The organism is Kitasatospora sp. NPDC051914 (genome assembly GCF_040680995.1).
In the GTDB taxonomy this organism is placed as follows: Bacteria; Actinomycetota; Actinomycetes; order Streptomycetales; family Streptomycetaceae; genus Kitasatospora.
The window spans coordinates 67481-93901 of sequence record NZ_JBFAXX010000027.1 but is presented as its reverse complement, the minus strand read 5'-3'; the positions used below and the strand labels follow the sequence as shown (position 1 = coordinate 93901).

Annotated in this window: 25 protein-coding genes and 1 tRNA gene; 10 read left to right on the top strand and 16 right to left on the bottom strand. The window is 72.6% G+C overall.

The window, feature by feature from the left end; genetic code table 11:
• Positions 1 to 35: 35 nt before the first annotated feature.
• The 3 genes from pip to AB0M03_RS19545 are packed head-to-tail and all read right to left on the bottom strand — an operon-like array spanning position 36 to position 2583.
• The gene (gene pip / locus AB0M03_RS19555; protein WP_363492802.1) at positions 36 to 998 is read right to left on the bottom strand and encodes a prolyl aminopeptidase; all 963 of its coding nucleotides are present in this window, start codon (positions 996 to 998) and stop codon (positions 36 to 38) included.
• Between the two features lie 44 nt (positions 999 to 1042).
• Positions 1043 to 2263 carry a glutathionylspermidine synthase family protein gene (locus tag AB0M03_RS19550; RefSeq protein ID WP_363492801.1) on the bottom strand — a complete coding sequence of 407 codons (1221 nt, stop codon included), beginning with the start codon at positions 2261 to 2263 and terminating at the stop codon, positions 1043 to 1045.
• A gap of 5 nt (positions 2264 to 2268) precedes the next feature.
• Positions 2269 to 2583, bottom strand: coding sequence for a hypothetical protein (locus AB0M03_RS19545; RefSeq protein ID WP_363492800.1), 315 nt, complete (start codon positions 2581 to 2583; stop codon positions 2269 to 2271).
• Positions 2584 to 2670: 87 nt separating this feature from the next.
• Here AB0M03_RS19545 and AB0M03_RS19540 point away from each other — a divergent pair, with 87 nt between their 5' ends.
• On the top strand, positions 2671 to 3093 hold the full coding sequence (locus AB0M03_RS19540) for a DUF350 domain-containing protein (RefSeq protein WP_363492799.1): 423 nt from the start codon (positions 2671 to 2673) through the stop codon (positions 3091 to 3093).
• 21 nt (positions 3094 to 3114) lie between these two features.
• On the opposite strand, the gene AB0M03_RS19535 is transcribed toward AB0M03_RS19540, so the two are convergent.
• A complete protein-coding gene (locus AB0M03_RS19535) occupies positions 3115 to 3717 on the bottom strand; it encodes a GNAT family protein (protein WP_363492798.1) in 603 nt (200 codons plus the stop codon).
• A gap of 146 nt (positions 3718 to 3863) precedes the next feature.
• Entirely contained in the window at positions 3864 to 5147 is a 1284-nt protein-coding gene (locus AB0M03_RS19530) for an adenylosuccinate synthase (protein ID WP_363492797.1), read from the bottom strand.
• 127 nt (positions 5148 to 5274) lie between these two features.
• Here AB0M03_RS19530 and AB0M03_RS19525 point away from each other — a divergent pair, with 127 nt between their 5' ends.
• The 3 genes from AB0M03_RS19525 (at position 5275) to purM (ending at position 9101) form a co-directional block, all read left to right on the top strand.
• Positions 5275 to 6096 (top strand): diacylglycerol kinase, encoded by an 822-nt coding sequence (locus AB0M03_RS19525; RefSeq protein WP_363492796.1) that lies wholly within the window; start codon positions 5275 to 5277, stop codon positions 6094 to 6096.
• 219 nt (positions 6097 to 6315) lie between these two features.
• Complete coding sequence (purF, locus tag AB0M03_RS19520) at positions 6316 to 7893, top strand: amidophosphoribosyltransferase (RefSeq protein ID WP_363492795.1); 1578 nt, start codon at positions 6316 to 6318, stop codon at positions 7891 to 7893.
• A 122-nt stretch (positions 7894 to 8015) separates the two neighbouring features.
• On the top strand, positions 8016 to 9101 hold the full coding sequence (gene purM, locus AB0M03_RS19515) for a phosphoribosylformylglycinamidine cyclo-ligase (RefSeq protein WP_363492794.1): 1086 nt from the start codon (positions 8016 to 8018) through the stop codon (positions 9099 to 9101).
• Positions 9102 to 9227: 126 nt separating this feature from the next.
• Here purM and AB0M03_RS19510 read toward each other — a convergent pair whose 3' ends face one another.
• Positions 9228 to 9473, bottom strand: coding sequence for a DUF3073 domain-containing protein (locus AB0M03_RS19510; protein ID WP_363492793.1), 246 nt, complete (start codon positions 9471 to 9473; stop codon positions 9228 to 9230).
• Positions 9474 to 9853: 380 nt separating this feature from the next.
• On the bottom strand, positions 9854 to 10984 hold the full coding sequence (locus AB0M03_RS19505; RefSeq protein ID WP_363492824.1) for a Glu/Leu/Phe/Val dehydrogenase dimerization domain-containing protein: 1131 nt from the start codon (positions 10982 to 10984) through the stop codon (positions 9854 to 9856).
• 206 nt (positions 10985 to 11190) lie between these two features.
• Here AB0M03_RS19505 and AB0M03_RS19500 point away from each other — a divergent pair, with 206 nt between their 5' ends.
• Together AB0M03_RS19500 and bldC are read left to right on the top strand one after the other, a co-directional pair.
• On the top strand, positions 11191 to 12114 hold the full coding sequence (locus AB0M03_RS19500) for a hypothetical protein (protein WP_363492792.1): 924 nt from the start codon (positions 11191 to 11193) through the stop codon (positions 12112 to 12114).
• Between the two features lie 513 nt (positions 12115 to 12627).
• On the top strand, positions 12628 to 12834 hold the full coding sequence (gene bldC / locus AB0M03_RS19495) for a developmental transcriptional regulator BldC (RefSeq protein ID WP_014137253.1): 207 nt from the start codon (positions 12628 to 12630) through the stop codon (positions 12832 to 12834).
• Between the two features lie 338 nt (positions 12835 to 13172).
• On the opposite strand, the gene AB0M03_RS19490 is transcribed toward bldC, so the two are convergent.
• Positions 13173 to 13246 (bottom strand) — tRNA-Asp (locus tag AB0M03_RS19490).
• A 128-nt stretch (positions 13247 to 13374) separates the two neighbouring features.
• Positions 13375 to 17340 carry an ATP-dependent RNA helicase HrpA gene (gene hrpA, locus AB0M03_RS19485; RefSeq protein ID WP_363492791.1) on the bottom strand — a complete coding sequence of 1322 codons (3966 nt, stop codon included), beginning with the start codon at positions 17338 to 17340 and terminating at the stop codon, positions 13375 to 13377.
• A gap of 137 nt (positions 17341 to 17477) precedes the next feature.
• On the opposite strand from hrpA, the gene AB0M03_RS19480 reads away from it, so the two are divergent.
• The 3 genes from AB0M03_RS19480 (at position 17478) to AB0M03_RS19470 (ending at position 19928) form a co-directional block, all read left to right on the top strand.
• On the top strand, positions 17478 to 18278 hold the full coding sequence (locus AB0M03_RS19480; protein WP_363492790.1) for a class I SAM-dependent methyltransferase: 801 nt from the start codon (positions 17478 to 17480) through the stop codon (positions 18276 to 18278).
• A gap of 119 nt (positions 18279 to 18397) precedes the next feature.
• Positions 18398 to 18742, top strand: a complete 345-nt coding sequence (locus tag AB0M03_RS19475; RefSeq protein WP_363492789.1) for a hypothetical protein — start codon at positions 18398 to 18400, stop codon at positions 18740 to 18742.
• Between the two features lie 73 nt (positions 18743 to 18815).
• A complete protein-coding gene (locus AB0M03_RS19470; RefSeq protein ID WP_363492788.1) occupies positions 18816 to 19928 on the top strand; it encodes an ABC transporter C-terminal domain-containing protein in 1113 nt (370 codons plus the stop codon).
• A 57-nt stretch (positions 19929 to 19985) separates the two neighbouring features.
• Here AB0M03_RS19470 and AB0M03_RS19465 read toward each other — a convergent pair whose 3' ends face one another.
• From AB0M03_RS19465 to AB0M03_RS19440, 6 genes are all read right to left on the bottom strand, one after another.
• Positions 19986 to 20615 (bottom strand): hypothetical protein, encoded by a 630-nt coding sequence (locus tag AB0M03_RS19465; RefSeq protein WP_363492787.1) that lies wholly within the window; start codon positions 20613 to 20615, stop codon positions 19986 to 19988.
• A 173-nt stretch (positions 20616 to 20788) separates the two neighbouring features.
• Entirely contained in the window at positions 20789 to 21304 is a 516-nt protein-coding gene (locus AB0M03_RS19460) for a hypothetical protein (protein WP_363492786.1), read from the bottom strand.
• 125 nt (positions 21305 to 21429) lie between these two features.
• Positions 21430 to 22224, bottom strand: coding sequence for an oxygenase MpaB family protein (locus AB0M03_RS19455; protein WP_363492785.1), 795 nt, complete (start codon positions 22222 to 22224; stop codon positions 21430 to 21432).
• Positions 22221 to 23501 (bottom strand): MAB_1171c family putative transporter, encoded by a 1281-nt coding sequence (locus AB0M03_RS19450; protein WP_363492784.1) that lies wholly within the window; start codon positions 23499 to 23501, stop codon positions 22221 to 22223. The genes AB0M03_RS19455 and AB0M03_RS19450 overlap by 4 nt, the downstream gene beginning before the upstream one ends.
• Positions 23494 to 23961 carry a hypothetical protein gene (locus AB0M03_RS19445; protein WP_363492783.1) on the bottom strand — a complete coding sequence of 156 codons (468 nt, stop codon included), beginning with the start codon at positions 23959 to 23961 and terminating at the stop codon, positions 23494 to 23496. The genes AB0M03_RS19450 and AB0M03_RS19445 overlap by 8 nt, the downstream gene beginning before the upstream one ends.
• Before the next feature lie 98 nt (positions 23962 to 24059).
• Positions 24060 to 24527 carry a helix-turn-helix domain-containing protein gene (locus AB0M03_RS19440; RefSeq protein ID WP_363492782.1) on the bottom strand — a complete coding sequence of 156 codons (468 nt, stop codon included), beginning with the start codon at positions 24525 to 24527 and terminating at the stop codon, positions 24060 to 24062.
• Positions 24528 to 24959: 432 nt separating this feature from the next.
• Between AB0M03_RS19440 and AB0M03_RS19435 the strand changes: the two genes are divergently transcribed.
• Positions 24960 to 25808: a sulfurtransferase gene (locus AB0M03_RS19435; protein WP_363492781.1), complete on the top strand. Its 849-nt coding sequence runs from the start codon at positions 24960 to 24962 to the stop codon at positions 25806 to 25808.
• A gap of 216 nt (positions 25809 to 26024) precedes the next feature.
• Here AB0M03_RS19435 and AB0M03_RS19430 read toward each other — a convergent pair whose 3' ends face one another.
• Positions 26025 to 26255 (bottom strand): hypothetical protein, encoded by a 231-nt coding sequence (locus tag AB0M03_RS19430; RefSeq protein ID WP_363492780.1) that lies wholly within the window; start codon positions 26253 to 26255, stop codon positions 26025 to 26027.
• Positions 26256 to 26421: the final 166 nt, after the last annotated feature.

Sequence of the window (26421 nt, the reverse complement as noted above, 5' to 3'; positions counted from 1 at the left end):
CGGTCGGCACGTGCGCGCCGCCCTGCGGCACCGCCTCAGTTCCGGCCCGCGAAGCGGTCGGTGGCGGCCAGCAGGGCGGCGCCCGTGCCGTCGGCGTCCCACCCGTGGCCGCCCCGCTCGACCAGCACCAGCTCGGCGTCCGGCCAGGCGCGGGAGAGCTGCCAGGCGATGTCGGGCGGGCCGCTGATGTCGAGCCTGCCGGTCACCAGCACGCCGGGGATGCCGGCCAACCGGTGGGCGTCCCGCAGCAGTCCGCCCTCCGGCAGCCAGCAGGCGTGCCGCCAGTAGTGGGTGACCAGCCGGGCGAACCGGAAGCGGAACACCGGGTCGTCGTAGCGCGGGTCCGGCCGGTGCCCGTCGGCGGTGGCGACATGGGTGTCCTCCCAGGTGCACCAGTCGCGCGCGGCGCGCTCCCGGACGGCCGGGTCCGAGGACTCCAACTGCCGGGCGTAGGCGTCGGCCAGGCAGCCGTCGCGCAGTTCGGCGGGGACGCCGTCCGCGAAGCGCCGCCACTCCTCGGGGAAGACCCGCCCCATCTGCCGGGTCACCCAGTCGACCTCGGCCCGGCCGCCGGTCACCACGCTGAACAGCACCAGCTCGGTGACCCGCTCGGGGTGGCGTTCGGCGTAGGCCAGGCCGAGCGTGGAGCCCCACGAGCCGCCGAACACCAGCCACCGGTCGATGCCCAGGTGCTCCCGCAGCCGCTCCAGGTCGGCCAGCAGGTGCGCGGTGGTGTTGGCGGCCAGCGGCGTCGCCGGATCGGCCGCGTCGGGCGTCGACCGCCCGCAGCCGCGCTGGTCGAAGAGCACCACCCGGTACGCCTGTGGGTCGAAGAACCGCCGCCATCCGGGTGTGCAGCCGGAGCCGGGGCCGCCGTGCAGCACCACCGCCGGCTTGCCGTCGGGGTTGCCGCAGGTCTCCCAGTACAGGGAGTTGCCGTCGCCGACCTCCAGCATGCCGTGTGCGTACGGCTCCACCGCCGGGTACTTCGCGTCCACAGGATTCCCCTCCCGATCGTCCGGACCGGTCGGCCCGGCCCCGCTCAGAGGATGACGTGCGGCAGGAAGCGGGCGCCGACGTGGGTGATCGGCGAGTCGTGCGTCTCCCGGATGCCGAGGCCCGCGGCCTCTCCGTCCACCACCCAGGCGCCCAGCACCGGGTGGTTGCCGTCGAAGTCCGGCAGTCGGCACAGCTGCTGGTAGCAGAAGCCCTCCGCGCCGTACCGGTCCGGGTCGCCGGCCCACGCGGGCAGCAGCGTCTCGCCGTGGCCCGGTTCGACGATCCGCACGCCCGCGCCCTCCCGGCCGAGCAGCGGCTTGGCCGCGTAGCCGGTGGCGGCCAGCTCCCGCGGGCCGTCCAGGTAGGCGGGCAGCAGGTTGGGGTGGCCGGGGTGGAGCTCCCACAGCACGGCGAGCAGCGCCTTGTTGGAGAGCAGCATCTTCCACGGCGGCTCGATCCACAGCGTGGAGCCGGTGGAGCCGCCCAGGTCGACGGTGGAGAGCAGCTGCGCGCCGAACTCGTCCTCGGCCAGCCACTCCCACGGGTACAGCTTGAACGCCGAGCGGATGTACCGGTGCTGCAGGTCCACGAAGCGCCCGGTCAGCCCGTCCAGGCCGATGTCCTCCATGGCGATGGAGACCGTCTCCAGGCCGGCCTGCTCGGCGGTCTCCTGGAGGTAGAGCGTGGTCATCCAGTCCTCGCCCTCGGTGTCGCCGCGCGAGTGCGCGAAGTGCACCGGGCCGGGCGGCAGCAGGTCCTTCTGCCGCGACCAGGCGGCGACCAGCCGCTCGTGCAGCGAGTTCCACTGGTCGGCGTCGGGGAAGCGCTCCTCCATCCAGAACCACTGCGGGCTGGCCGCCTCGATCAGCGAGGTCGGGGTGTCCGCGTTGTACTCGAAGAGCTTGGCCGGGCCGGTGCCGTCGTACGCGAGGTCGAACCGCCCGTACAGCGACGGCTGCTCCTCGCGCCGCCGCCAGGACTGCGCGATCACCTCGGCCAGCCGCGGGTCGGTGATGCCGTAGTCGGCGAACCGGCCGGTCCGCACCACGTGGTCGGCGGCCTCCAGGCAGAGCTCGTGGAGTTCGTCGACGACCTCCTCCAGCGCCTCGACCTCGGGCAGCGAGAACTCGTAGTAGGCGCTCTCGTCCCAGTAGGCGTACTCGGTGCCGGGGTTGCGCGGGTCCTCGCAGACCGCGTAGATCAGGCCCTGGGCCTCGACCGCGGCCTGCCAGCCGGCGCGGGGTTCGACGGTGCGGCGGCGCACGGCGGTCAGCCCCCGCCCGAGCCGGAGCTGCCCGACGGGCAGCCGAAGCCGCCGCGCTTGGTCGCGGCCTTGTCGAAGGTGCCGCCGGCGGCGGTCAGCGAACCGGAGCCGCAGTAGTACCAGCGGCCGGCCGCGGCGGTGGTGCCGCCCCCGCAGGAGTGGTCGTCGAGCACCTTGAGGGTGCCCGGGTCGACGCAGCGCCTCGGCGTGCTGCCGCCCGAGGAGGAGCAGCCGGACAGGGCCAGTGCCAGCGTCCCCACCATGCCGAGGGCGACGACGCCCGAGCGGCGTCTGGTGGAGGAGGGGTCGGTCTGCGTCATGACGGGTGATGGTACTCAGGGCTCCCCGGAGCCGGAACCATGGGATATCTTTTGCCGGTCCTTGACACATCGCCACGGGGGAGCAGCATGAACGACATCGTCCACGGCCTGGGCATGGCCGCCGCCTACGGCGCGGTCGGCCTGGTGCTGCTGCTGCTCGGTGTCGGTCTCGTCGATGCACTGACCCCCGGCAAGCTCGGTCGGCAGATCTGGCTGGAGCGCAACCGGAACGCGGCCGTGGTGCTCAGCTCCGCGCTGATCGGCATCGGCGGCATCGTCTTCACCGCGATCATGTACACCTACGACGAGTTCGGGAAGGGCCTCGCGGCGACCGCGCTGTTCGGCCTGCTCGGCCTGGTGCTGATGGCCGCCGCGTTCTGGCTGGTCGACCTGCTGACCCCGGGCAAGCTCGGTGCCGTCCTCGTCGACCCCGAGCCGCACCCGGCGGTCTGGGTGACCGCCGCCTGCAACCTCTCGGTGGCGGCCATCGTCGCGGCCTCCATCGCCTGACGGACCCACCCCCTTCTTCCTTCAGCCCGCGGCCAGGCGCTCCGTCAGTCGAGCCCTGGCCGCGGGCCATTCGTCGCGCAGCATGGAGAAGTGGACGCTGTCCCGCCAGGTGCCGTCGGGCCGGCGGCGGTGGCGCCGCAGGGTGCCCTCGTACTGGGCGCCGAGCCGGCGGATCGCGTTCTGCGAGCGCTCGTTGAGGTGGTCGGTCTTCCAGGTGACGCGGCCCATGCCGAGGTCCTCGAAGGCGTGGGCGAGCAGCAGCAGCTTGGCCTCGGTGTTGACGGCGCTGCGCCACACCCGGCGGGCGTACCAGGTGCCGCCGATCTCGACCGACTCGTCCCGCGGGCTGGCGTCGAGGTAGCAGGTCACGCCGATCGCCCGGCCGTCGGCGGGCGAGACCACGGCAAAGGGGACGCAGGCGCCCGCGGCCGCGTCGGCGAGCCGGTGCCCGATCCGGTCGGCCATCTCCTCCTCGGTGCGCGGCGCCTCGTGCGACATCCAGCGGAACACCTCCTCGTCCCCGCCGCCCGCGGCGAACAGGTCGGGCACATGGCCCTGGGCGAGCGGCTCCAGCCGGACGTGGCGGCCGGTCAGGACGGTCGGGGCGGGCAGCTTCGCAGTCATGCCGCCGACCATAGACCCGCTACGCACTAGGTGCAATGCATTTCTGCACTAGTGCAATCGATCGGACGGCGGGCGTGCGAAGGGCCCCGCACCCGGAGGTGCGGGGCCCTTCGGCAGTGCCCTGCGGCCCTGCAGGCGGGAGCTGCCTACAGGAAGGAGTTGATCTGGATGGTTTCGGTGCGGCCGGGGCCGACGCCGATCGCGGAGATCGGGGCGCCGGACATCTCCTCCAGGGCCTTCACGTACGCCTGGGCGTTCTTGGGCAGGTCCGCGAAGGTCTGCGCCTTCGAGATGTCCTCGCTCCAGCCGGGCAGCGTCTCGTAGATCGGCTTGGCGTGGTGGAAGTCCGACTGGTTGTACGGGAGCTCCTCGACCCGGCGGCCGTCGATCTCGTACGCGACGCAGACCGGGATCTGCTCCCAGCCGGTGAGCACGTCCAGCTTGGTGAGGAAGAAGTCGGTGAGGCCGTTGACGCGGGTGGCGTAGCGGGCGATCACCGCGTCGAACCAGCCGCAGCGGCGGTCGCGGCCGGTGGTGACACCGCGCTCGCCGCCGATCCGGCGCAGCGCCTCGCCGTCGGCGTCCAGCAGCTCGGTCGGGAACGGGCCCGAGCCGACGCGGGTGGTGTACGCCTTGAGGATGCCGATGACCCGGTCGATCTTGGTGGGGCCGATGCCGGAGCCGGTGCAGGCGCCGCCCGAGGTCGGGTTCGACGAGGTCACGAAGGGGTACGTGCCGTGGTCGACGTCCAGCAGGGTGCCCTGGCCGCCCTCCAGCAGGACGACCTTGCCGGCCTTCAGCGCCTCGTCCAGGACGAGGGTGGTGTCGGCGAGGAAGGGGCGGATCTTCTCCGCGTAGCCCAGGTACTCCTCGAGCACCAGGTCGGCCGGGATGGCGCGGCGGTTGTAGAGCTTGACCAGGATCTGGTTCTTGTCGTGCAGCGCCGCCTCGATCTTCTGGCGGAGGATCGACTCGTCGAAGAGGTCCTGGACGCGGATGCCGACGCGGTTGATCTTGTCCGCGTAGGTCGGGCCGATGCCGCGGCCGGTGGTGCCGATCCGGCGCTTGCCGAGGAAGCGCTCGGTGACCTTGTCGAGGGTGCGGTGGTACGGCGTGATCAGGTGGGCGTTGCCCGAGATCAGCAGCTTGGAGGTGTCGATGCCGCGCTCGTTCAGCCCGTTCAGCTCGGAGAGCAGCACACCCGGGTCGATGACGACGCCGTTGCCGATCACCGGGGTCACATTCGGGCTGAGGATGCCGGAAGGCAGCAGGTGCAGGGCATACTTCTGGTCGCCGATGACCACCGTGTGACCGGCGTTGTTGCCGCCCTGGTAGCGGACGACGTAGTCGACGGAGCCACCGAGGAGGTCAGTAGCCTTCCCCTTGCCCTCGTCTCCCCACTGGGCGCCAACGAGCACGAGTGCCGGCACAGGCGTACACCCCTTCCGGTTGGGGCATCCTGCGGAAGACCGCAGTCTGCCCCGAGATAGACGAAGCCCCTGGCGCAATAGCGCAAGGGGCTCTTGCACCGAGAGATTACCTGAGGAAGGACCGGTCGTGTCGTCCCTGTCCACGCCCGCATCCCGCCCCGACGGGCGAGGTCCGGGGGAGCCGCTGCTGGTGCTGGTCGACCCGGCGGCCGGCCGGGCCGACGGAGAGTCGGTGCGGATCGCCCGGGACGTCCTCTGCGGGGGCGCGGACGCCAAGGTGGCGCTCCCCGAGAGCCCCTCCGAACTGGACCGCGTGCTGTCGCACCGCGGCCGCCGGCGACCGGTGGTGATCGGTTCCGATCTTGCCGTCCAGCGGCTGCTGCAGGCCCTCCACCGGCACCGTGACCTGGGCACGGACCCGGTCGGGGTGGTTCCGGTGGGTCCGCCGGAGGCGACCTCGGCCTGCCGCTCGCTCGGTGTGCCGGACCTGCCGGTGGCCGCCGCCAGGGCGGCGCTGGGCGGTGCCCCGCGCAAGCTCGACCTGGTGGTGGACGACGGCGGCGGCGTGGTGCTCGCCGAGTTGCGGATCGGGGCGGAACCCCGAAGGGCCCCGCTGTCCTTGCGTTCGCTATGGGCGAAACTCGCTGCGCCCGACCAGGCGAGCGGTTCCGACCCGGAGGGCGTCCCGCTGCGGGTCGAGGCGGACGGCGGCCGGCTGCTCGCCGACGTCCACGACCGGGTCCGACTGCTGCGCGCGCGGCCGGCCGGCGGCGAGCTCGAAGTGGAGATCGGCACCGGCGGGCCCGTCCGCCGGCTGCGCACCTCCACGCTCGGCGTGGCCGGCCGGGGCTTCGGCTACACCGCGGACGGCTGCCCGGTGGGCCCCGTCCGGCATCGGACGTGGACGGTGCATCCGGGTGCCTGGGCGCTGATGCTGCCCGCCGGGTGAGCAGGATCACGCCGCGCCCCGCCGACCGACACCCCGTCAGCCGTTGCGCCGCCCCGAAGGGCGCGCGTGGCAAGGGAGTGCGCCGCTCGCCGGAAAACGCGCCGGAGAAATGACCCGAGCTGTAAGGGGTTTTGTCTACGCGCGTTGCCATCGGTTCGGCCAATAATCCTCGGCATCCCTGTTCGGGAAGGCGTACGGAACTGCCCTAGACTCGAAGACGTGCCACGTGGTGACGGACGACTCAACCACGATCTTCTTCCCGGCGAGAAAGGCCCCCAGGACGCTTGCGGCGTCTTCGGTGTCTGGGCTCCCGGCGAGGAGGTCGCCAAGCTCACGTACTTCGGCCTCTATGCCCTGCAGCACCGCGGACAGGAATCCGCGGGCATCGCAGTGAGCAACGGCTCCCAGATTCTCGTCTTCAAGGACATGGGGCTTGTCTCCCAGGTCTTCGACGAGACCTCGCTGGGGTCGCTGCACGGGCATATCGCCGTCGGACATGCCCGCTACTCGACAACCGGCTCGTCGGTCTGGGAGAACGCCCAGCCGACCTTCCGGGCGACCGTGCACGGCTCGCTCGCCCTGGGCCACAACGGAAACCTGGTCAACACCGCCGAACTGGCGGCGATGGTCGCCGAGCTGCCCGGCGAGGAGCACGTCTCCCGCTCCGGCCGCACCGCCGCGACCAACGACACCGACCTGGTCACCGCCCTGCTCGCCGGGTACCCGGACCTCTCCATCGAGGAGACCGCCCGGCAGGTCCTGCCCAAGGTCAAGGGCGCCTTCTCGCTCGTCTTCATGGACGAGCACACGCTCTACGCGGCGCGCGACCCGCAGGGCATCCGCCCGCTGGTCCTCGGCCGGCTGGAGCGCGGCTGGGTGGTCGCCTCCGAGACGGCGGCCCTCGACATCGTCGGCGCCTCCTTCATCCGCGAGGTGGAGCCCGGCGAGCTCATCGCCATCGACGAGAACGGCCTGCGGACCTCCCGCTTCGCCGAGGCCAAGCCCAAGGGCTGCGTCTTCGAGTACGTCTACCTGGCCCGCCCGGACACCACCATCGCCGGCCGCAACGTCCACCTCTCCCGCGTGGAGATGGGCCGCCGGCTGGCGAAGGAGGCCCCGGTCGAGGCCGACCTGGTGATAGCGACCCCGGAGTCCGGCACCCCCGCCGCCATCGGCTACGCCGAGGCCAGCGGCATCCCGTACGGCTCCGGCCTGGTGAAGAACGCCTACGTGGGCCGCACCTTCATCCAGCCCAGCCAGACCATCCGCCAGCTCGGCATCCGGCTCAAGCTCAACCCGCTGAAGGAAGTCATCCGCGGCAAGCGCCTGGTGGTCGTGGACGACTCCATCGTCCGCGGCAACACCCAGCGCGCGCTGGTGAAGATGCTCCGCGAGGCGGGCGCCGCCGAGGTGCACATCCGGATCTCCTCCCCGCCGGTCAAGTGGCCCTGCTTCTTCGGCATCGACTTCGCCACCCGCGCGGAGCTGATCGCCAACGGCATGACCATCGAGGAGATCGGCCGGACGCTCGGTGCCGACTCGCTCGCCTACATCTCGATCGACGGCATGATCGAGGCCACCGCGCAGCCCAAGGACAAGCTCTGCCGGGCCTGCTTCGACGGCGAGTACCCGATGGAGCTGCCGGACCCGGCCCTGCTCGGGAAGCTGCTCCTGGAGGCCGAGATCGCCGGCAGCCAGCAGCCGCCGGCGGTGCGCGGCAAGCCCACCAGCGACCTGGACGGCGTCCAGTCGCTGATCGGCGGGCACGGCGCGGCCGACGCGCTCCGTCGCCCGTAACCATGCACGATCCAGGGGCGCGGGGGACCGCGCGGCCGGCCGGGCACCCGTACGGTGCCGGCCGGGTGCGCCGTTGCTCGCGCCCCTGACGGTCTGACCATTCCTGAAAGGGCCACCGGACAGTGACCAGCAACGAGGGCGGCGCCACCTACGCCGCCGCAGGTGTCGACATCGAGGCCGGCGACCGCGCCGTCGAGCTGATGAAGCAGTGGGTGAAGAAGGCCGACCGCCCCGAGGTCGTCGGCGGCCTCGGCGGCTTCGCCGGACTCTTCGACGCCTCCGCCTTCAAGCGCTACGAGCGCCCGCTGCTGGCCACCGCCACCGACGGCGTCGGCACCAAGGTCGCCCTCGCCTCGGCCATGGACAAGCACGACACCATCGGCCACGACCTGGTCGGCATGGTCGTCGACGACCTCGTGGTCTGCGGTGCCGAGCCGCTCTTCATGACCGACTACATCTGCGTCGGCAAGGTCGTCCCGGAGCGGGTCGCCCAGATCGTCAAGGGCATCGCCGAGGGCTGCGCCCTGGCCGGCTGCGCGCTCATCGGCGGCGAGACCGCCGAGCACCCGGGCCTGCTCGGGCCGGACGAGTACGACGTCGCGGGCGCCGGCACCGGTGTCGTGGAGGCCGACGCGCTGCTCGGCGCGGAGCGCGTCCGGGCCGGCGACGTGGTCATCGCGATGGCCGCCTCGGGCCTGCACTCCAACGGCTACTCGCTGGTGCGCCACGTGCTGCTCAACCAGGCCGGCTGGAAGCTCGACCGCCAGGTCGAGGAGTTCGGCCGCACCCTCGGCGAGGAGCTGCTGGAGCCCACCCGGATCTACTCGCTGGACTGCCTGGCGCTCGCCCGGGCCACCGAGATCCACGCCTTCTCGCACGTCACCGGCGGCGGCCTGGCGGCCAACCTGGCCCGGGTCATTCCGGCCGGCCTGCACGCCCGCCTGGACCGCGGCACCTGGACGCCGATGCCGGTCTTCCAGACCGTCGCCCGGGTCGGCAACATGCAGGCGCTGGAGATCGAGAAGACCCTCAACATGGGTGTCGGCATGGTGGCCGTCGTCCCGCCGTCCTCGGTGGACGTGGTGCTGTCCGTCCTGGAGGACCGCGGCGTGGAGGCCTGGCTGCTCGGCGACATCGTCGAGCGCGCCGACGGGCACGACGGTGCCGCGGCGCTCTACAACGCCTACGAGGGCTTCGACCTGGCCTGAGCCCGGCCCGCGGGCCCGCCCCACCCCGGGGCGGGCCCGCGGCGGGCTGCGGCCGCCGTACGGCTGCGGATACGCCGAAGACCGGCCCGGCGCTCGATGAGCGCCGGGCCGGTCCTGTGCTGGCTGTCAGGCCCGGCGGCGGGACTGCCCGTTGTCGGCAGGGTCCTCGTCGTCGTCCTCGTCGGCGTAGAGATCTGCGTACGCCGCGTAGGGGTCGTCGTCGTCCTCTTCCTCGATCGGCTCCGGCTCGATCGCGGTGGACGGAGATACGCCCAGCTCATGAGACAGACGGTTAGCGTCGAAGCCGCCGCTGTTGTACTTCAGCTGGCGGGCGACCTTCGTCTGCTTGGCCTTGGCCCGGCCGCGCCCCATGGGTCGACCCCCTCAACGGTGGGGCTCACGGCCCCGAGTCTGACACGTGTTCATGATCAGGAGCGGCCTGCCCGGAGTGGGAGAGCCGTCCCTTGGAGCATTAACGGTACCTGTTTCCGCCGCCGGACGGTACGTCGCGGGTGTGACGTGGCGCGCACCGCCGACCCCCGAAACCGGGTCTTTCCAGGTCACAGGAGGTATCTCGGGCTTCTGCAGGCTGCCCGGAGCGTGCCCGGGTCCGTCGTTCCGGTTCCGATTATCCCTCGCGAGAGGGCCCGGTATCCCCCGATCGGGCTACCAAGTGAGAATCCGGTTCCACATTGTGATCCGGAGGGGGGCGAACTCCGTTCGCCCCCCTCCGGACCCGTGCGCTCCGCCGATCAGGACCGGCGGGCGCCCGGGAGCAGAATCGAGCGCAGAGCGCTGACCTCGCGCATCCGCTTCTCGGCGAGGCGGTCCGCGGCGACCGCCGGCGGAATGCCGTCGGCGGCGGCCCGGGTGAAGATCTCCAGCGTGGTGTCGAAGATCTTGGTCGCCTTGTTCTTGGCGCGGTCGAAGTCGAAGCCCTCGATCTCGTCGGCGACCTGGATGACGCCGCCGGAGTTCACCAGGTAGTCCGGCGCGTAGAGGATGCCGCGGTCGGCCAGGTCCTTCTCCACGCCGGCGTGCGCCAGCTGGTTGTTGGCCGCGCCGCAGACCACCGAGGTGCCGGCCTGGCCGAGCTGGGCCACCGTGGCGTCGTCCAGCGCGCCGCCCAGCGCACAGGGGGCGTAGACGTCCAGCGCGGACTGCAGCAGGGCCGCGGTGTCGGCGGCGACCTCCACCTCGGGGTGGGCCGCGCGGACGCGGTTCACCGCGGCCTCGGAGACGTCCGTGACGACCACGGTGGCGCCGTCCGCGACCAGGTGGCCGACCAGGTAGTGGCCGACCTTGCCGACGCCCGCGACGCCCACGCGGCGGCCGCGCAGGGTGGGCTGGCCCCAGCGGGCCTTGGCGGAGGCGCGCATGCCCTGGAAGACGCCGAAGGCGGTCAGCACGGAGGAGTCGCCCGCGCCGCCGTACTCGGGGGAGCGGCCGGTCACGAAGGTGGTCTCACGGGCCACGATGTCCATGTCCTGGACGTAGGTGCCCACGTCGCACGCGGTGACGTAGCGGCCGCGCAGCGACTCGACGAAGCGGCCGTACGCGCGGAGCATCGCCTCGTTCTTGTCACCGCCCTCCGAGGAGGGGGCGGGGTTGCCGATGATCACGGCCTTGCCGCCGCCGAGGTCCAGGCCGGCCAGCGCGTTCTTGTAGCTCATGCCGCGGGACAGCCGCAGCGCGTCCTCCAGCGCCTCCTCCTCGGAGTCGTACTGGTGGAAGCGGGTGCCGCCGAGGGCCGGGCCCAGCGCGGTGGAGTGGATGGCGATGATCGCCTTGAGACCGGTCGACCGGTCGTGACAGAGGACGACCTGCTCGTGGCCGTCCCCGGGGGCAGCGTCCTGCCCGGTCGCGAAGATCCTGCTGAGCACACCTGATGCGGGGTGCGCGGCGGACGCGGTGTGTACGTCGGTCACTGTGGTGACTCCAGTATTTGTGGCCCGCGGCTGTGGTGCGGGCGTCTGATCGAAGCCTAGCCCCGGGGCCGTCGCCGGATCTGCCCCCTGACGGTCCCATGGACATAACGACCGAAGGCCCCCCGACGGCACCCTCCCCGGGGGCCCGCGGGCGTGCGACGATGCCGGGTGTGACCGCCGTGCGCACTTCGGTGCTCCCGCCCTACGCCGCCCAGCTGCGGGTGTACGAGCCGCTGGCCGCCTATCCGGAGCCGGAGCGGGCCCGCTGGCAGGCGTACGCGGCGGAGCACGGCCCGGACGCCGACGGGGCCGCCGAACCGGTCGCCGCGGCCGCCCTGGCCGAGCAGCGCAGGGCCCTGGCCGAGCTGGCCGGCCGCACCCCAGGCGCACTGCCGGACCGGGAGAGCGAGCGGGCCCTGGTGCGGGTCGTCGACCGGGTCACCTACATCTGCCCCTGGACGACCCGGCTGCGCAGCTGGCAGGCGCTGGAGGAGCTCCGCGAGGCCATGCCGGCCTTCCTGCTGGACACCGTGCTGCCGCCGGCGGTGCGGGCCGAGGCCGAGGCCGACCAGGCGCGCTGGCGGGCCGACCATCCGGACGCCCGGCCGTGGATCCTCACCAGCCGCTGGGAGGTCCCGGTGCGCTGGTGCCTGCCGTTCGGCGAGGAGGACCGCCGGTTCGTCCCGGCGGAGCCGGGGTCCGTGCCCGGGGCGCGGCCCGCACCGGCCTCGCTCTTCTACCTGACGCCGATGGCCCAGGCCCGGCGGCGGGTGGCGCGCGGCTACCGGGCGCTGCGGACGGCCGTGCCGGGGGCGGGCAGCGGGCCCGGCGGAGAGCTCGTGCTGGGCGTGGAGCAGGTCGGCCGCTGGCTGGAGGAGTTCCACCCGCGCTCGCTGGTGGAGCTCGACTACGGGGGCCTGGTGCACCTGCTGGGGCCGGAGGCGCTGGCGGCCGAGCGCTCGGTGGCGGACGTCGAGGCGGGCATCGGCGCGCTGCGGGCCGGGGACACGGCCGCAGCGGTGCGGGCGTACGAGTCGGTGACGGCGCGTTGGCGCCGGGTGCTGGCCCTCCGGCAGGCCAGCTGACGCGAGGTCACCGCCGCCGGGTGAGGCCGGGGGTGGAGGCGGGTATGTACGGAGGGGTCGTTCGGCCCCCGATCCCGGGGCGAAGGGCCCCGGCGGGGTCAATCCCCCTGGAACGTGACGCTACTCACCGTTGACGCGAACTTACCCCTATATGCAAAAATGGGACAACCAGCCCAAGTTCAACCTGGTGTGTCCACTTCTGGGTCGTTCTGACGGTGGTGCGTACTTTGAGGGGAAGCGGAGGGTCTGGTCGTCTCGTTACCGAATGTCACGAAATCGTGACTGTCCGCTATGAGATGGTCCATGGCCATCCGTCTCGCTTGAACCCCTGAGGGGCCAATTTAGGCGGTTTGGCCGATGGGGCTGGACGGATGGTGTAGTTGTAGACATCAGGACAAGCCGTTCGTCCTATAACCGACTCGGTCCGTGTGTGCCATTTCGGGCATCGCGGGTCAAGGTGCAGAATTTGAAGGATAGAACCGCCCTGGTTCGGTTCTCCCGAGGAGGCCGCTCATGACCGCTCGTACCCCTGACGCTGAACCTCTGCTGACGCCGGCAGAGGTTGCCACCATGTTCCGCGTTGACCCCAAGACGGTCACTCGCTGGGCCAAGGCGGGCAAGCTGACGTCCATCCGCACCCTGGGCGGCCACCGCCGCTACCGCGAGGCGGAAGTACGTGCTCTGCTGGCCGGTATTCCGGCGCAGCGCACCGAGGCCTGACAGGTCTCAGGGGTTTTCTCGAAGGGCCGTGTCCCCGACTCCGCCGGGTCGGGGGTGCGGCCCTTCGGCATGCCGGAACAGGGCATTCCCGATGGGGCTGCTGGGGGTGGGGGGAATTACTGGGAATGCGTGTGCAATTTTATATATTAAATTCCCGCCCCCGGGAGGGGGTCCTCGAGTGTCCGATCTCAAGAACGGATAAGTGACGACCATCACGCGGTCGTTATCTTGAGGTCTAGACCTAGTCCGGTGTAAGGGCTGACGTGCCGTCAGCAGGCTCGGACGGTGGGAACGACAGAGGCCCGGAACCTTACGGCTCCGGGCCTCTGCCTGTACTGCGATCCCGACGGGACTTGAACCCGCGACCTCCACCTTGACAGGGTGGCGAGCTAACCAACTGCTCCACGGGACCAGAGATTTCTGATCCGTTCGTCTGCTCTCGCTTGCGAACAAGACAGATCGTACTGCATGGCAGGCCCCCAGGTCGAACCGGCCGCCGCGGGCCCGGTCCGGGGGCGCCCGCCCCCGGACCGGAGGCGGTCACAGCGTCGCCGCGGCGGCGTCCATCGCCTTGAGGATGCGCTTCTCCGAGACGGGTGCGGGCGTGCCCAGCCCCTGGGCGAAGAAGCTCACCCGCAGCTCCTCGATCATCCAGCGGATCGCCCGGACCTCCGGCGAGGGCTCGCGTCCGGCCGGCACCCGGGCCAGCAGCTCGCCGTAGGCCTGCTGCACGGCCTGCACCTTCAGCAGGTTCTGGGCGTCCCGCTGCGGGTGGTCCGGCAGCGCCTCCAGCCGGCGGTCCACCGCCAGCAGATAGCGCTTCAGGTCGGGCAGGCGCTGCCAGCCGGTCTCCGTGACGAAGCCCGGGTACACCAGCGAGGCCAGGTGCAGCCGGACGTCGTTCACCGCGTTCAGCAGCACCGGGCTGGAGACCGACTTCAGCCGGGTGGTCGCCCGGTGGAAGGCGATCAGCGCGGTCGCCGTCTTCAGCGTGGTGTCCGCCGACAGGTCGTACAGGTCGGCGCGGACCTTGTCGTACAGCGCGGTGAACGCCGCCTCGTCCCAGGCCGGGCCGCCGTTCAGCTCCATCAGCCGGTCGATGCCCGCCGCCACGACGTCCTCGAACAGCGCGGGGATCGACCCGTGCGGGTTGTACGACAGCGCCAGCTTCGCCTGGTTGCCCAGCCGGCCCTGGATCGACTTCGCCGGGGAGTTCACCTGGAGCGCCAGCAGCCGGCGGGTGCCCGCCCACATCGCCTGCTCCTGGGCCTCCGGCGTGTCGAACAACCGGACCGCCACCGTGCCGCCCTCGTCCACCAGCGCGGGGTACGCCCGCACCGAGTGGCCGCGGGTGCGCTGCTCGAAGGTGCGCTGCAGCACCGGCAGCCCGGCCGGCCAGGAGGTCAGCCCGCCCTGCTCGATGCCGCGGCCCGAGGCGGCGCTGGACAGCGTCGCCGACAGCTTCGGCTGGAGCTGCAGGCGAAGCTCCGCCAGGTCCTTGGACTCGGCGAGCTTCTTCCGGCCGTCCACCACCCGGAAGGTGACCTTCAGGTGGTCCGGCACCCGCTCGTCGTCCCAGGCCTCCGGCGGGACCACCACGCCGCCCATCCGGTGCAGCACCCGCTCCAGCGTCGGCAGCAGCGGTTCCTGGCGGTCCTTCATCTCGCGCAGCGCCGCCGCCGCGAAGTCCGGCGCCGGTACGAAGTTGCGCCGGATCGCCTTGGGCAGCGAGCGGATGTACGCGGTGACCAGCTCGGCCCGCAGACCCGGGATCTGCCAGTCGAAGCCCTCGTCGGACACCTGGTTCAGCACCGGCAGCGGGATGTGCACGGTCACGCCGTCCGCGTCGCTGCCCGGCTCGAACTGATAGGTCAGCCTGAAGCGCAGCTTTCCCTGGTGCCAGTGGTCCGGGTAGTCGGCCTCGGCGACGCCGTCGGCCGACTCGTTGATCAGCATCGACTTCTCGAAGTTCAGCAGGTCCGGCTGCTCGTGCCGGGCCTTCTTCCACCAGGAGTCGAAGTGCCGGGTGGAGACGATCTCCTCCGGCAGCCGCGCGTCGTAGAAGTCGAACAGGGTCTGGTCGTCCACCAGGATGTCCCGGCGGCGTGCCCGGTTCTCCAGCTCCTCGACCTCGCCGAGCAGCTTGCGGTTCTCCGCGAAGAACCGGTGGTGGGTCTCCCAGTCGCCCTCCACCAGGGCGTTGCGGATGAACAGCTCCCGGCACAGCTCGGGGTCGATCCGGCCGTAGTTCACCTTGCGCTGCGCGACGACCGGCATCCCGTAGAGGGTCACCTTCTCGTACGCCAGCACCGCGCCGGCCTTCTTCTCCCAGTGCGGCTCGCTGTACGACCTCTTGATCAGGTGGCCGGCCAGCGGCTCCACCCACTCGGGCTCGATCTTCGCGTTGATCCGCGCCCACAGCCGCGAGGTCTCCACCAGCTCGGCGGACATCACCCAGCGCGGCGGCTTCTTGAACAGCCCCGACCCCGGGAAGACCGCGAACCGGGCACCCCGGGCGCCGCCGTACTCGCGCTTCTCCACGTCGAACAGGCCGATGTGCGAGAGCAGGCCGGACAGCAGCGCCTGGTGGATGCGGTCGGCATCGGGCTCGGCGTCCGGATGCGGTTCGTCGATCGTCACCCCGAGCTGCTTGGCGACCGTCCGCAGCTGGACGTAGACGTCCTGCCATTCGCGTATCCGCAGGTAGTTCAGGAACTCCGTCCTGCACATCCGGCGGAAGGCCGAGGAGGAGAGCTCCTTCTGCTGCTCCCTGACGTAGCGCCACATCGCCAGGTAGGAGAGGAAGTCCGAGGTCTCCGAGTTGAACCGGCGGTGCCGGTCGTCGGCGGCCTGGCGCTTCTCGGCGGGCCGCTCGCGCGGGTCCTGGATGGACAGCGCGGCGGCGATCACCATGACGTCACGGACGCAGCCGAGCCGGTCCGCCTCCAGCACCATCCGGGCCATCCGCGGGTCCACCGGCAGCTGGGCCAGCTTGCGGCCGAGCGGGGTGAGCCGCTTGCGGTGGTCCTTCTCCGCCGGGTCGAGCGCACCCAGCTCGTGCAGCAGGTTGACGCCGTCCTTGATGTTCCGCGAGTCCGGCGGGTCGAGGAACGGGAAGGCCGCGATGTCGCCCAGGCCCGCCGCCGTCATCTGCAGGATGACCGAGGCCAGGTTGGTGCGCAGGATCTCGGCGTCGGTGAACTCCGGGCGGGAGAGGAAGTCCTCCTCCGAGTACAGCCGGATGCAGATGCCGTCCGAGGTGCGGCCGCAGCGGCCCTTGCGCTGGTTGGCGCTGGCCTGGCTGACCGCCTCGATCGGCAGCCGCTGCACCTTGGTGCGGTGGCTGTAGCGGGAGATGCGGGCGGTGCCCGGGTCGACCACGTACTTGATGCCCGGCACGGTCAGCGAGGTCTCGGCGACGTTGGTGGCGAGCACCACGCGCCGGCTGTTCGACCGCTGGAAGACCTTGTGCTGCTCGGCCGAGGACAGCCGGGCGTACAGCGGCAGCACCTCGGTGAACTTCAGTTTCATCCGGTTCAGCGCGTCCGCGGTGTCGCGGATCTCCCGCTCGCCGGAGAGGAACACCAGGATGTCGCCCGGGCCCTCGGCCTGGAGCTCCTCCACCGCGTCGCAGATCGCCTGGACCTGGTCGCGGTCCCGGTCGACCTCGTCCTCCTCGGTGCCCTCCTCGAGGACCGGGCGGTAGCGCACCTCGACCGGGTAGGTGCGGCCGGACACCTCGACGATCGGCGCGTCGTCGAAGTGGGCGGCGAAGCGCTCCGGGTCGATCGTCGCGGAGGTGATCACGACCTTGAGGTCGGGGCGGCGCGGCAGCAGCTGCTTGAGGTAGCCGAGCAGGAAGTCGATGTTGAGGCTGCGCTCGTGCGCCTCGTCGATGATCAGCGTGTCGTACTGGCGCAGCTCCCGGTCGGTCTGGATCTCCGCCAGCAGGATGCCGTCCGTCATCAGCTTGACCAGGGTGTCCTGGCCGACCTGGTCGGTGAACCGCACCTTCCAGCCGACCGCCTCGCCGAGCGGCGTGGCCAGCTCCTCCGCCACCCGCTCCGCGACGGTGCGCGCCGCGATCCGGCGTGGCTGGGTGTGGCCGATCAGGCCCTTCACCCCGCGGCCCAGCTCCAGACAGATCTTCGGGATCTGCGTCGTCTTGCCGGAGCCGGTCTCGCCCGCCACGATCACCACCTGGTGGTCGCGGATCGCGGCAAGGATCTCGTCCTTCTTCTGGCTGACCGGCAGCTCCTGCGGGTACCGGATCTCCGGCACCGCGGCGCGGCGCTGCTCCACCCGCAGCTCGGCCTTGGCGACCTCGGCGGCCAGCTCCCCGGCGATCTTCTGCCGGGCCTCGGGGCTGCGCACCCGCCGCGTGCCGTCCAGCCGCCGGCCGATCCGCTGCTGGTCGCGGAGCATCAGCTCGGGCAGTCGGGCGGCCAGCTCCGCGATGGCGGGCGCATCGGCGGACCGGGCTACGGGAGAACTCACTGCGGGCATCCCTCTAGATTCGCAAGGAGGCACGGGCGCGCGCACCTCGGTTTTCGAGCCCCTCCAGTGTCACAGCCCGCCCGCTCGAACGGCGAACGACCCGGGCTAGGCTGCCCGTACCGAAACGATCACGAGGGGGAAACGCCGTGGCGGGGGAGTTCGACGCACACGAACGCAGGATCTGGGCGGGGCGGGCGCGAGCGTACGAGGGCAGTTTCGCGCCGCTGTGCGCGGGCGCGGTACCGGAGCTGATCGCCGCCTCGGGCGCCGGGGCCGGCACCGAGCTGCTGGACGTCGGGACGGGCCCCGGCACCGCTGCCGCGGCCGGCGTCCGGCTCGGGGCGCGGGTCACCGCGGTCGACGCCGAGCCGAGCATGGTCGAGCTGGCCGCCGCCCGGGTGCCGCAGGCCGCGGTGCGGCACGCCGTCCTGCCCGAGCTGCCCTTCGCCGACCGTTCCTTCGACGCGGTGGTCGGCAACTTCGTGCTCAACCACGTCGAGGACCCGATCGCCGCGCTCGCCGAGCTGCGCCGGGTGACCCGGCCCGGCGGACGGCTCGCGGCCACGATCTGGGCGTCCGCGGCCAACGGCGCGATGGCGGTCTTCGGCGAGGCGCTGAACGCCGCCGGCGTCGAGCGCCCGGTGTTCCCGACCGTGCCGGTCGACTTCGAGCGGACGCCGGACGGGTTCGCCGGTCTGCTGGAGAAGGCGGGCTGGGCGGAGGTCGGCGGGCGCGAGCTGCGCTGGACGTACACGGTGGCCGCCGAGGACTACTGGCGGGGCGCGGTCGGCGGGATCGCGTCCTTCGGCCAGGTGGTCGCCGCGCAGTCGCCGGAGGGCGTAGCCGAGATCAAGCGGCACTACGACCGGCTGACCGCCGAAAGGGCGGGTGCGGACGGGCTGCTGGCGGTCCCGGCGGTGGCGGTCCTGGCGGTGGGGCGCCGCTGAGCCCCGGGCGGTCGGGGGAACCCGCGGCCCGCGGTGCGGGCAGGCTCCCCCGGCATGTCCGGGTCCGATAGCCTTTTGACCGACTATCAGCCTGTCGTGAAAGTCATGGGGGAGCGGCTGTGAGTACGTGGGACGACATCAAGAAGCTCGGCAGCGCGGCGGTGGACGTCGTCGAGGACGTCTTCTGGGCCCCGCAGAAGATCGCACACTGGGTGCTCAGCCAGATGTTCGGCGACCCTGACGCCGAACTCGCCAAGTACGCCTCGGAGCTGGAGCAGCTGGCCAAGGAGGTGGAGGCCTTCGGCAAGGAGATCAACACCGCGCTGAGCCACCTCACCTGGCACGGCCCGGCTGCCGACGCCTTCATCACCCATGCCCAGGGACGCGTCAAGGAACTCAACACCGTGGCTGACGACCTCGAGGGCCTCGGCAAGGAGATCAAGGGTCTCGCCGACGCCTTCTGAGCCGGCCGCCGGCGCGGTCGTACCCGCCCCGGCCGCACGTCCGTCATCCACACCACACGAGGGGGAGCGCCCCATGGGCGACAAGTTCGGGTACCAGCTGCAGGAGCTGGCGAAGATCCAGAACGACTTCCAGAAGATCAACCAGCGCATGGCCGAGATGACCCAGAAGGTCGGGGCCATCAAGAGCGCCATCGGCCGGGCCGCCGCCATGGACGTTGCCGCCGGCGGCCCGCTCGGCGTCGTCAACTTCCTCGCCGTCGCCTACAACGTCGCCCGGCACCTCGAGGCGATCGAGCAGAAGGCCGACGCGCTGGAGGCCTCGAAGAAGCAGCTCACCGACCACCTCGGTGAGGACGCGCAGAAGATCAAGAAGGTCATCGCGGAGTACCAGGCCGCGGAGCGCAAGATCCTCGAGGACCTCAAGGGCAAGCACGACGGCCAGGAGAAGCCCAAGGGCCCGCACACCGGCATCGACGGCACCGGCGGCGGCGGTGGGGGCGGCAACGGCGGCGGCAGCGGGAGCGGTGGCGGCGGCCACCACAAGACCCCCGACTCCCCCCACACGGGCACCGACAGCAGCGGGAACGACGGCTCGGGCGTCACCCTGCGCCCCGGCGGCCGGCACGACGGTCCGAAGATCAAGGACCGGAGCGACGGCACCTGGAAGACCCACATGATCAACGGCAAGGGCTGGGACGACTGGAGCCCGAGCCACAAGTGGCACCCGCGCAACGGCGGCGGCGCCGGCGCCCTCGCCCAGCCGAAGCTCGAAGGCGTCTCCGACGAGCGCCGGGCGATGGTCGAGCGCGCCATGGAGCGGGTCAACCGGAAGCTCGGCTACAGCCAGGGCGCCGTCACCAACGGCTACCGCGTCGACTGCTCGGGCTTCGTGTCCGCAGCCTGGGGCCTGAACACCTCGGGCGGCGGCACCTCCACCGGCCCGCTGATCAGCGAGAGCGCCGGCATCGCCCACCACATCTCCAAGGGCGAGATGAAGCCCGGCGATGCGATGGTCGTCCACCGGGAGGGCGGCTCGCAGCACGTCGTGCTCTTCGGCGGCTGGGCGGACGCGTCGCACACCCGGATGATCGTCCTGGAGGACAGCGGCAGCCGCGGCTGCGTCTCCCGCGAGACCTCGCTCTCCGAGTTCTCCTCCTACACCGCCATCCGCAAGAACGGGATGTAGCGGTCGCGGCGGCCCGTGGCCCCCGGCGGTCCGCCGCCGGGGGCCACGGGCTTTTGGTCAGGAGCTCCAGGTCTCCCGCATCGAGGTGATGGCGCCCTTCGAGTCCACGGTGTACTCGTAGGTGTCCTGGGTGCAGACGTACCCGGCGGGCAGCTTCTCCGGCTCGGTGGCGTGCGGCGTCTCCGCGCAGGTCTTCACGTGCGCCATGCCGTCGGCGGCGGTGCCGTTCTTCACCGTCACGGTCTTCGGCTTCGCGTAGTACTCGGCCGTGAACACGGTGATCTTCGCCTCGGGCGAGACGGCGAAGGAGGTGTCCTTCTCCTCCCACTTGAAGAAGAGGCCGTTGTCCGTGCAGTTGGCGGTCACCTTCTGGGCGATCAGCTTCCCGAAGCCCTTGTCGACCGACCGGACGTGGATGACCTTGTGGGTCTTGAAGTACTCCTTGCAGTTCGGCCCGCGGCCGCCGTTGTCGTCCTCCGCGGCGCCGGTGGCCTTGCCGGCCGACGCGGAGGCGGCCGGGGCGGCCTTGTCGGCCGACGGCTCGCCTGCCGGGGTCGACGGCGCGGCGGCAGCGGTGCTGGGCGCCTGGAGCGCGGTGTCGCTCCCGGAGTCCTCAGGGCCGCAGGCGGCCGCGCCGAACGAGGTCGCGATCAGCAGAGCGGCAATGGCCGCAGGACGGATGCGCATGGCGGATTCCCCCTAGATGGCTGTCCACGGCCCGCCGTACGCCCGGCGGACCGCCCCCGGCCGCGGGCGGTCCGCCCGCGGCCACAAGTGCGCCGTGGAGCCTACTAGGTGCCGCCGACCCCGCTGCACCGCCGTCCGGCAAGGCGCCTGTCGGACCGTCGGCTGACGAAGGATCACATCCCGGCCTCGGCCTGCAGCCGGTCGCGCAGCTCGCGCAGCCGGTCCGCCGGAGCGCCGAGGCCGTTGATCCGCTGCCGCGCCGCCTCGCACCGCGGCCGGTGGTGGCCGGAGAACGCCAGGTTCGCGGACTGGTGCAGCATCCACTGGTGGTAGCTGACCAGCCGCACCGCGAGGTCGCGCACCCCGGCCAGGTCGCCGTCGGCCGGCAGCGCCCGCAGCCACCCCGCCAGCCGGGCGTAGCGCACGGACTGCCGGGACAACTGCTCCGCCAGCCCCGGGGGCACCGGACCGGGCTCCCCGCACATCGCGAGCGCGAGGTCCGCGGACACCTGCTCCTCCACCGCCTCGTCCAGCACCGCGAGCAGGGCGGCGGCCTGCGTCCGGCGGCCCAGCGAAAAGGCGGCGGGGTCGGGCAGCGGGCGGGTGCGGTTCCGTCCGAGCCCGCCCGCCAGCCGGCGCAGGACGGCAGAGGGGCCGCAGCGCCGGGGCGCTGCCGGAGCCGATTCCACGGGCACCTCCGGGCCGGGGCCCGGCGGCGGACCGCCGGCCGCGGAGCTGCGGCCGATCCCGTACCGCCGTGCCGGAGACGCCCGGCGTGCAGTTCCAGTGTGCGCCCGGCGCCGTAAGGCCCGCGTCACTCGGAGCGGGGTGCGGCACCTTCCTCCGGCCGGCCCGTACGGCGCCGGGAGCGGGCCTTCAGCGCCCCCGCCACCAGTGCGCGGACCGGCAGCGGCGGCCGACGGACGCCGAGCGCCTCGCGCAGCGGTGCGTCCAGCAGGGCCGCCGCGAACACCGGGACGAGCGGTGCCAGCCGCCGCGGCAGCCGGGAGGCCAGCAGGCCGCGGGCCGAGGCCCACAGCTCCCTGCCCGCCGGGGTCGGCTCGAAACGGCGGCGCTCGAAGCCGCGCATCCATTCCTCGGTGCCGGCGAGGCCGCCGCCGGGCGGCTCGGGCAGGCCCAGGGCGGCGGCGAGCTCCCGGTGGAAGGCGTACGCGGCGTCCCGCTCGGCGGGTGTCGTGGGACGGGGCCCGTACGCGTCCGCGAAGCGCAGCGGGCAGACCGTGAAACAGGCCAGCACGTAGTGCATCAGCTCCGGCGTGATGTCCGGGCGGTCGTGGATCCGCCGCAGCGCGGCCACCACCTCGCGGCCCTCCGCACTGTCCGGGCCGCACCCGATCAGCGTGAACATCGCCGCACCGGTCGCCTTGCCCCGCGCCTTCGGCTGCCCGGTGACCCGGCCGGTGCCGTGCAGCACCGCGGCGATCTCCGGCACCGCGAACGTCCGGACGAAGCCCAGGGTCAGCCCGGCCTTGCACTCCTCCGGCATCACCTCCAGCACCAGCCGGGCGTACGCGTCGCGCGGGCCCGCGGGGCGGGGGCCGCCGGCGGCGTCCGGGTCGAGCGGGTCGTCCGGTTCGGGTGCGCTCACGGCGTCCGGGCCGTGGCGAGGGCCTCTTCGGTGAGCGGGCCGTCGAGTCCGCGGGCGACGCGGACGAGGTGCGCCCGCTCCTCGGCGGGGTCGGCGTCGAGGCCGGGCAGCGCGGCCTGCTCCTCGCGGGGCCTCGGCGGGCGCCCGGCGTCCAGCGCCGCGACGGCGGACCGCAGCCCGGCGGCCACCACCAGGGCGGCGCGCTCGGCCTCGTCCAGCCCGGCCCGTTCGGCGATCCGCAGGCCTCCGTCGACCACGGCCGGGTCCACCCAGGGACGCAGGGTCAGCTGTCCGTCCCGGATCTCCAGGCCGCGCCGGGTGGTGCGCCACTCCAGGTCGCGCAGGGCCAGGCGCTCCGTCCAGCGGGCCGGCGGGGCCTCCAGGGCGAGGCGGCGGTCCGCCCGGTAGACGAGGTCCCAGAGCGGGCGCAGGGCCCGGTAGTCGCGCCGCCGGCGGGCCCAGGCCGCGCCCGCCGGGCCGGCGAAGCCGGCGGTGATCAGCAGGGCGCCGGCCGCCGCGAAGGCGGGCCCCGCCGCGGTGCTCAGCCAGTCGAGACCGCCGGTGCCGGCCGCAGCCGCCGCGATCGCCGTGATCTTGCAGAGCACGTACCCGCAGGCGGTGACCGAGCCGTACGCGATCAGCCGGATGCCGCGGCGCAGCCAGCCGTCCGGCAGCCGGGCCGCGTGGCCCAGGCAGACCCGTCCGATGTCGACCAGCGCGAAGGCGAAGACGCCCTGGTAGAGGGCGAGGAAGCAGGCGATCGCGGGCACCGTGGCGAAGGTGGTGTCGAAGGTCAGCGGCGTCTCCGGGCTGCCGGCCCGGCCCGCGGCGAACAGCACCGCCATCAGCGGTGCCAGCACCGCGAACACCGCCAGGCGCTGCCGTATCCGGCGCCGGGTGACCGCCGAGGAGGCGTCCCAGATCCGGTCGCCGGAGCGCTCCCCCGGGGGCGTCCAGATCAGCGCCAGCACCACGGTCGCGGCCGAGAAACCGGTGATGCCCAGGTAGACCAGCAGGGTCGCCAGGTTGCCGACGTGCGCGACCCGGTCGATCAGGCGGTACACGACGGGTGCGGCCATCAGGAAGGAGGTGGCCGGCGAGGCGATCGCCAGCGCCACCACCAGCAGGCCCGCCGAGGGGTCGCGGCGCCACGCCCGGACCTTGAGGCAGGCCACCGCCCAGGCGGCCGCGCCGATCGCCAGGTAGACGGCGTTGAACGGCGCCTCGGACACCGCCGGGGCCGCGGAGGCCGCGGCAGCGGCGTACGGCTCAGACATGCTGCCCCTTGCGGTGCTCCAGGGCGGGCGCCAGCTGCGAGGTCGTTCCGGCGCCCGGTGCCAGGACCAGGATCCGCAGCAGTTCGGCCCCCAGCACCTCGGCCTCCTCCTCGGCGGCGTCGTCGTAGTGCGAGCGGCCCAGCACCAGCCGCAGCACGGCCGGATCGATGGTGGGCAGCTCCACCAGCTCGGCCTCCGCGCCGGGCGGCGGGGCCTCCGGCAGGTGCCCGCACAGCAGGTGGGCCAGTTCGTGGCAGATGATGTGCGCCTGGTGCAGGCCGGAGGTCTCCTGCTCGAAGTGGACGACGTCCTCGTCCGGGAGCCGCTCGACGAAGCCGGACGGCTCCCCCACCCGCATCCGGCGGGGCGACAGCCGCACCGGTCGGCCCGAGCGCTCGGCGACCGCCGCGCACAGCTCCTCGACGGTGCTCAGCGGCGGCAGTCCCAGCTGCCTGGCCACGCCCCTCATCCGGCGGCGGGTACGCCCCACACCTCGCACGTGCTCCCCCTCGGGAAGCCGCCAGTGGCCCAGCGGCGTCTGCTGCCCGGTCACGCCGCTCACGCCACCGGGTCACCGTCGTCGGGCAGTCCGACCGCCCGGCGCAACTGTTCCACGACGGTGAGTGCCGCGTCCTGCATCTCCGGCGGAAGGCCGGCCGCCCGCATCGCGATCCGCTCCACCCGGGCGTCCCGCAGCGCCTCGATCCGCTGCAGGTCGCGCTCGACGGCCTGCGCGGTCGCCGAGTCGCTGAAGTAGTCCAGCGGGACGCCGAAGAACTTGGCGATCTTCACGGCGTTCTCCAGGCTCGGCTTCTGCGTGCCCTTGCGGAGGTTGCCGATGTAGGTGCCGCTCAGCCCGGTGCCGACGGCGATCTCGGAGTCCCGCCAGGGGCGGCCGAGGTCCTTCGGGTAGATCACCTTGATCAGGCGCCGGAAGCGGGCCGCGAAGTCGGGGGAGCCCGACGGCTCCGCACCCTCGCCGGACGGCCCGCCGGAGCCCGCCGGTCGCGCAGATTCGGTGGACATGCGCGGATCATAGAACGATCTGACGCTCCGCCAGTATCCCCCGGGTGCACCGACTTGCACGATCGTTGAGGGATAAGTGCCCGAACGGTGCACGACGCGTGCCGGTATCCGGGAGCAGCCCCCATCACGATCCACGATAGTTGACAGGCCATCACGCATTCAGCAGGATCGACCACACCGGCCCGCCGGTGCGCGGCCGAACCGCCGTCACCCGGCCCCGCAGACTCCGGAGCGCCGCTGCCCCACGGGGGTGGGCAACGGCGCCCGGCACCGCTTCCGCCCGCGGCGCCCCCACGGCGCCCCCGCCCCCGGCCCGCCGCTCCACCGATCGGTTGTCCCGCAAACGCCGCCGGGGCCGTCGGTACGTGCACTACTGTGCGTCGGATGCCCGCCCGGTGTGCGGGCCGGGCCGGAACGGAGATGGTGCGCGCCATGGTTCTGCTGACTCCCCCCGGGCCGCTGGTGGCGGCCGACTGGCTCGCGGAGCGGCTCGGCCGGCCCGGCCTGGTGGTGCTCGACGCCAGCGTCGGGGTGTACCGCGGCATCCGGCGGCCGATCCCGGGCGCCCGGGAGTTCGACATCGACGGCGCGCTCTCCGACCTCTCGGACCCGCTGCCGCACACCATGCCCGCCCCGGAGCAGTTCGAGCGCGTGGTGCGGGCGCTCGGGGTGCACGAGGACAGCGTGGTGGTGGTCTACGACAACGCGGGCATCTACTCCAGCGCCCGCGCCTGGTGGATGCTGCGCGCGATGGGCTTCGACCGGGCCGCCGTCCTCGACGGCGGGCTGCCCGTCTGGGAGGCCGCCGGGCTGCCGCTGGCGGCGGCGGGCGCCGAGGAGGAACCGCCCGCGCCGGGGACGTTCACGGCCAGGCCCCGCCCGGGGCTGCTGGTGGACCGCCACGCGGTGGCCGGGGCACTGGCCGACGACGCCTGCGCGGTGCTCGACGCCCGCAGCCGCGAGCGCTACAGCGGCCGGGTCGAGGAGCCCCGGCCGGGCCTGCGCCGCGGCCACATCCCCGGCGCGGTGAACCTGCCCTTCCCGGACCTCCAGGAGGACGGCCGGATGCGGCCCGCCGGGGAGCTGAAGGCCCGGATCGCGGCCGCGGCCGGCGGCCGGGAGAAGCTGGTCCTCAGCTGCGGCTCCGGGGTCACCGCCTGTGTCCTGGCCCTGGGCGCCGAGCTGGCCGGCTACCGCGACGTCGTCGTCTACGACGGCTCGTGGAGCGAGTGGGGCCGCCCGTCCGACCTCCCGGTGGAACAGGGCCCCGGGCCGCGCTGACCCGTGCCGGGGACGCCTTTTCAGGCCGAGCCGGGCGGTTGATGCTGCCTGGTCCGGGCGACTGTGCCGTCCACGGAAGGCCGCAGGGGGATGCCACCGTCCGGGGCGGTCGGCCTCGGCACCGTCGCCGCACGTCGCCGTGCTCCTGATGGATCGAGTCGATGACCGTCCCGCCCCCGCGCCGGTCGGCGTCCGAGTCGACCGGTGTGCCGAGGGTCACAAGAGGAAGAGCCTGGGGAAGGGCGCGGGGAGCCGCTCCGTCCGTGAGCCGAAGTCGACGAGCACGGCGATCTCGCCGTCGCCTTCGGCGCCGATGACGCGGCCGAGGCCGTACTCGTCGTGCGTCACACGGTCTCCGACGGCGAATTGCTTGGGCGGTGGCGGGGCCGGAGCCCGGCGGAAGGGGCTGGTGGGCAGGTGGCGCCGGGGCGCGGCTGGATTCGTCATTTCGGCCAGTATGCGCCCGATTTCGACGGGTGGGAGGTTCGAGCCGCCGAATATTTTTGGATCTCGGCCGGCGGGCGTGAACGACGGTGTGCACTCCCGGCGAACGGGGGAGCCGCGGGCGCGGACGAGTGCCTGGCGCCATCGCCGGTCGGGGCCGCGTCGGTGA

Coding starts and splice junctions, on each gene's coding strand:
- AB0M03_RS19545 (WP_363492800.1), bottom strand. CDS start 2,583: ATGACGCAGACCGACCCCTCCTCCACCAGACGCCGCTCGGGCGTCGTC.
- AB0M03_RS19540 (WP_363492799.1), top strand. CDS start 2,671: ATGAACGACATCGTCCACGGCCTGGGCATGGCCGCCGCCTACGGCGCG.
- AB0M03_RS19535 (WP_363492798.1), bottom strand. CDS start 3,717: ATGACTGCGAAGCTGCCCGCCCCGACCGTCCTGACCGGCCGCCACGTC.
- AB0M03_RS19510 (WP_363492793.1), bottom strand. CDS start 9,473: ATGGGGCGCGGCCGGGCCAAGGCCAAGCAGACGAAGGTCGCCCGCCAG.
- AB0M03_RS19500 (WP_363492792.1), top strand. CDS start 11,191: ATGCCGGGTGTGACCGCCGTGCGCACTTCGGTGCTCCCGCCCTACGCC.
- bldC (WP_014137253.1), top strand. CDS start 12,628: ATGACCGCTCGTACCCCTGACGCTGAACCTCTGCTGACGCCGGCAGAG.
- hrpA (WP_363492791.1), bottom strand. CDS start 17,340: ATGCCCGCAGTGAGTTCTCCCGTAGCCCGGTCCGCCGATGCGCCCGCC.
- AB0M03_RS19470 (WP_363492788.1), top strand. CDS start 18,816: ATGGGCGACAAGTTCGGGTACCAGCTGCAGGAGCTGGCGAAGATCCAG.
- AB0M03_RS19465 (WP_363492787.1), bottom strand. CDS start 20,615: ATGCGCATCCGTCCTGCGGCCATTGCCGCTCTGCTGATCGCGACCTCG.
- AB0M03_RS19450 (WP_363492784.1), bottom strand. CDS start 23,501: ATGTCTGAGCCGTACGCCGCTGCCGCGGCCTCCGCGGCCCCGGCGGTG.
- AB0M03_RS19440 (WP_363492782.1), bottom strand. CDS start 24,527: ATGTCCACCGAATCTGCGCGACCGGCGGGCTCCGGCGGGCCGTCCGGC.
- AB0M03_RS19435 (WP_363492781.1), top strand. CDS start 24,960: ATGGTTCTGCTGACTCCCCCCGGGCCGCTGGTGGCGGCCGACTGGCTC.
- AB0M03_RS19430 (WP_363492780.1), bottom strand. CDS start 26,255: ATGACGAATCCAGCCGCGCCCCGGCGCCACCTGCCCACCAGCCCCTTC.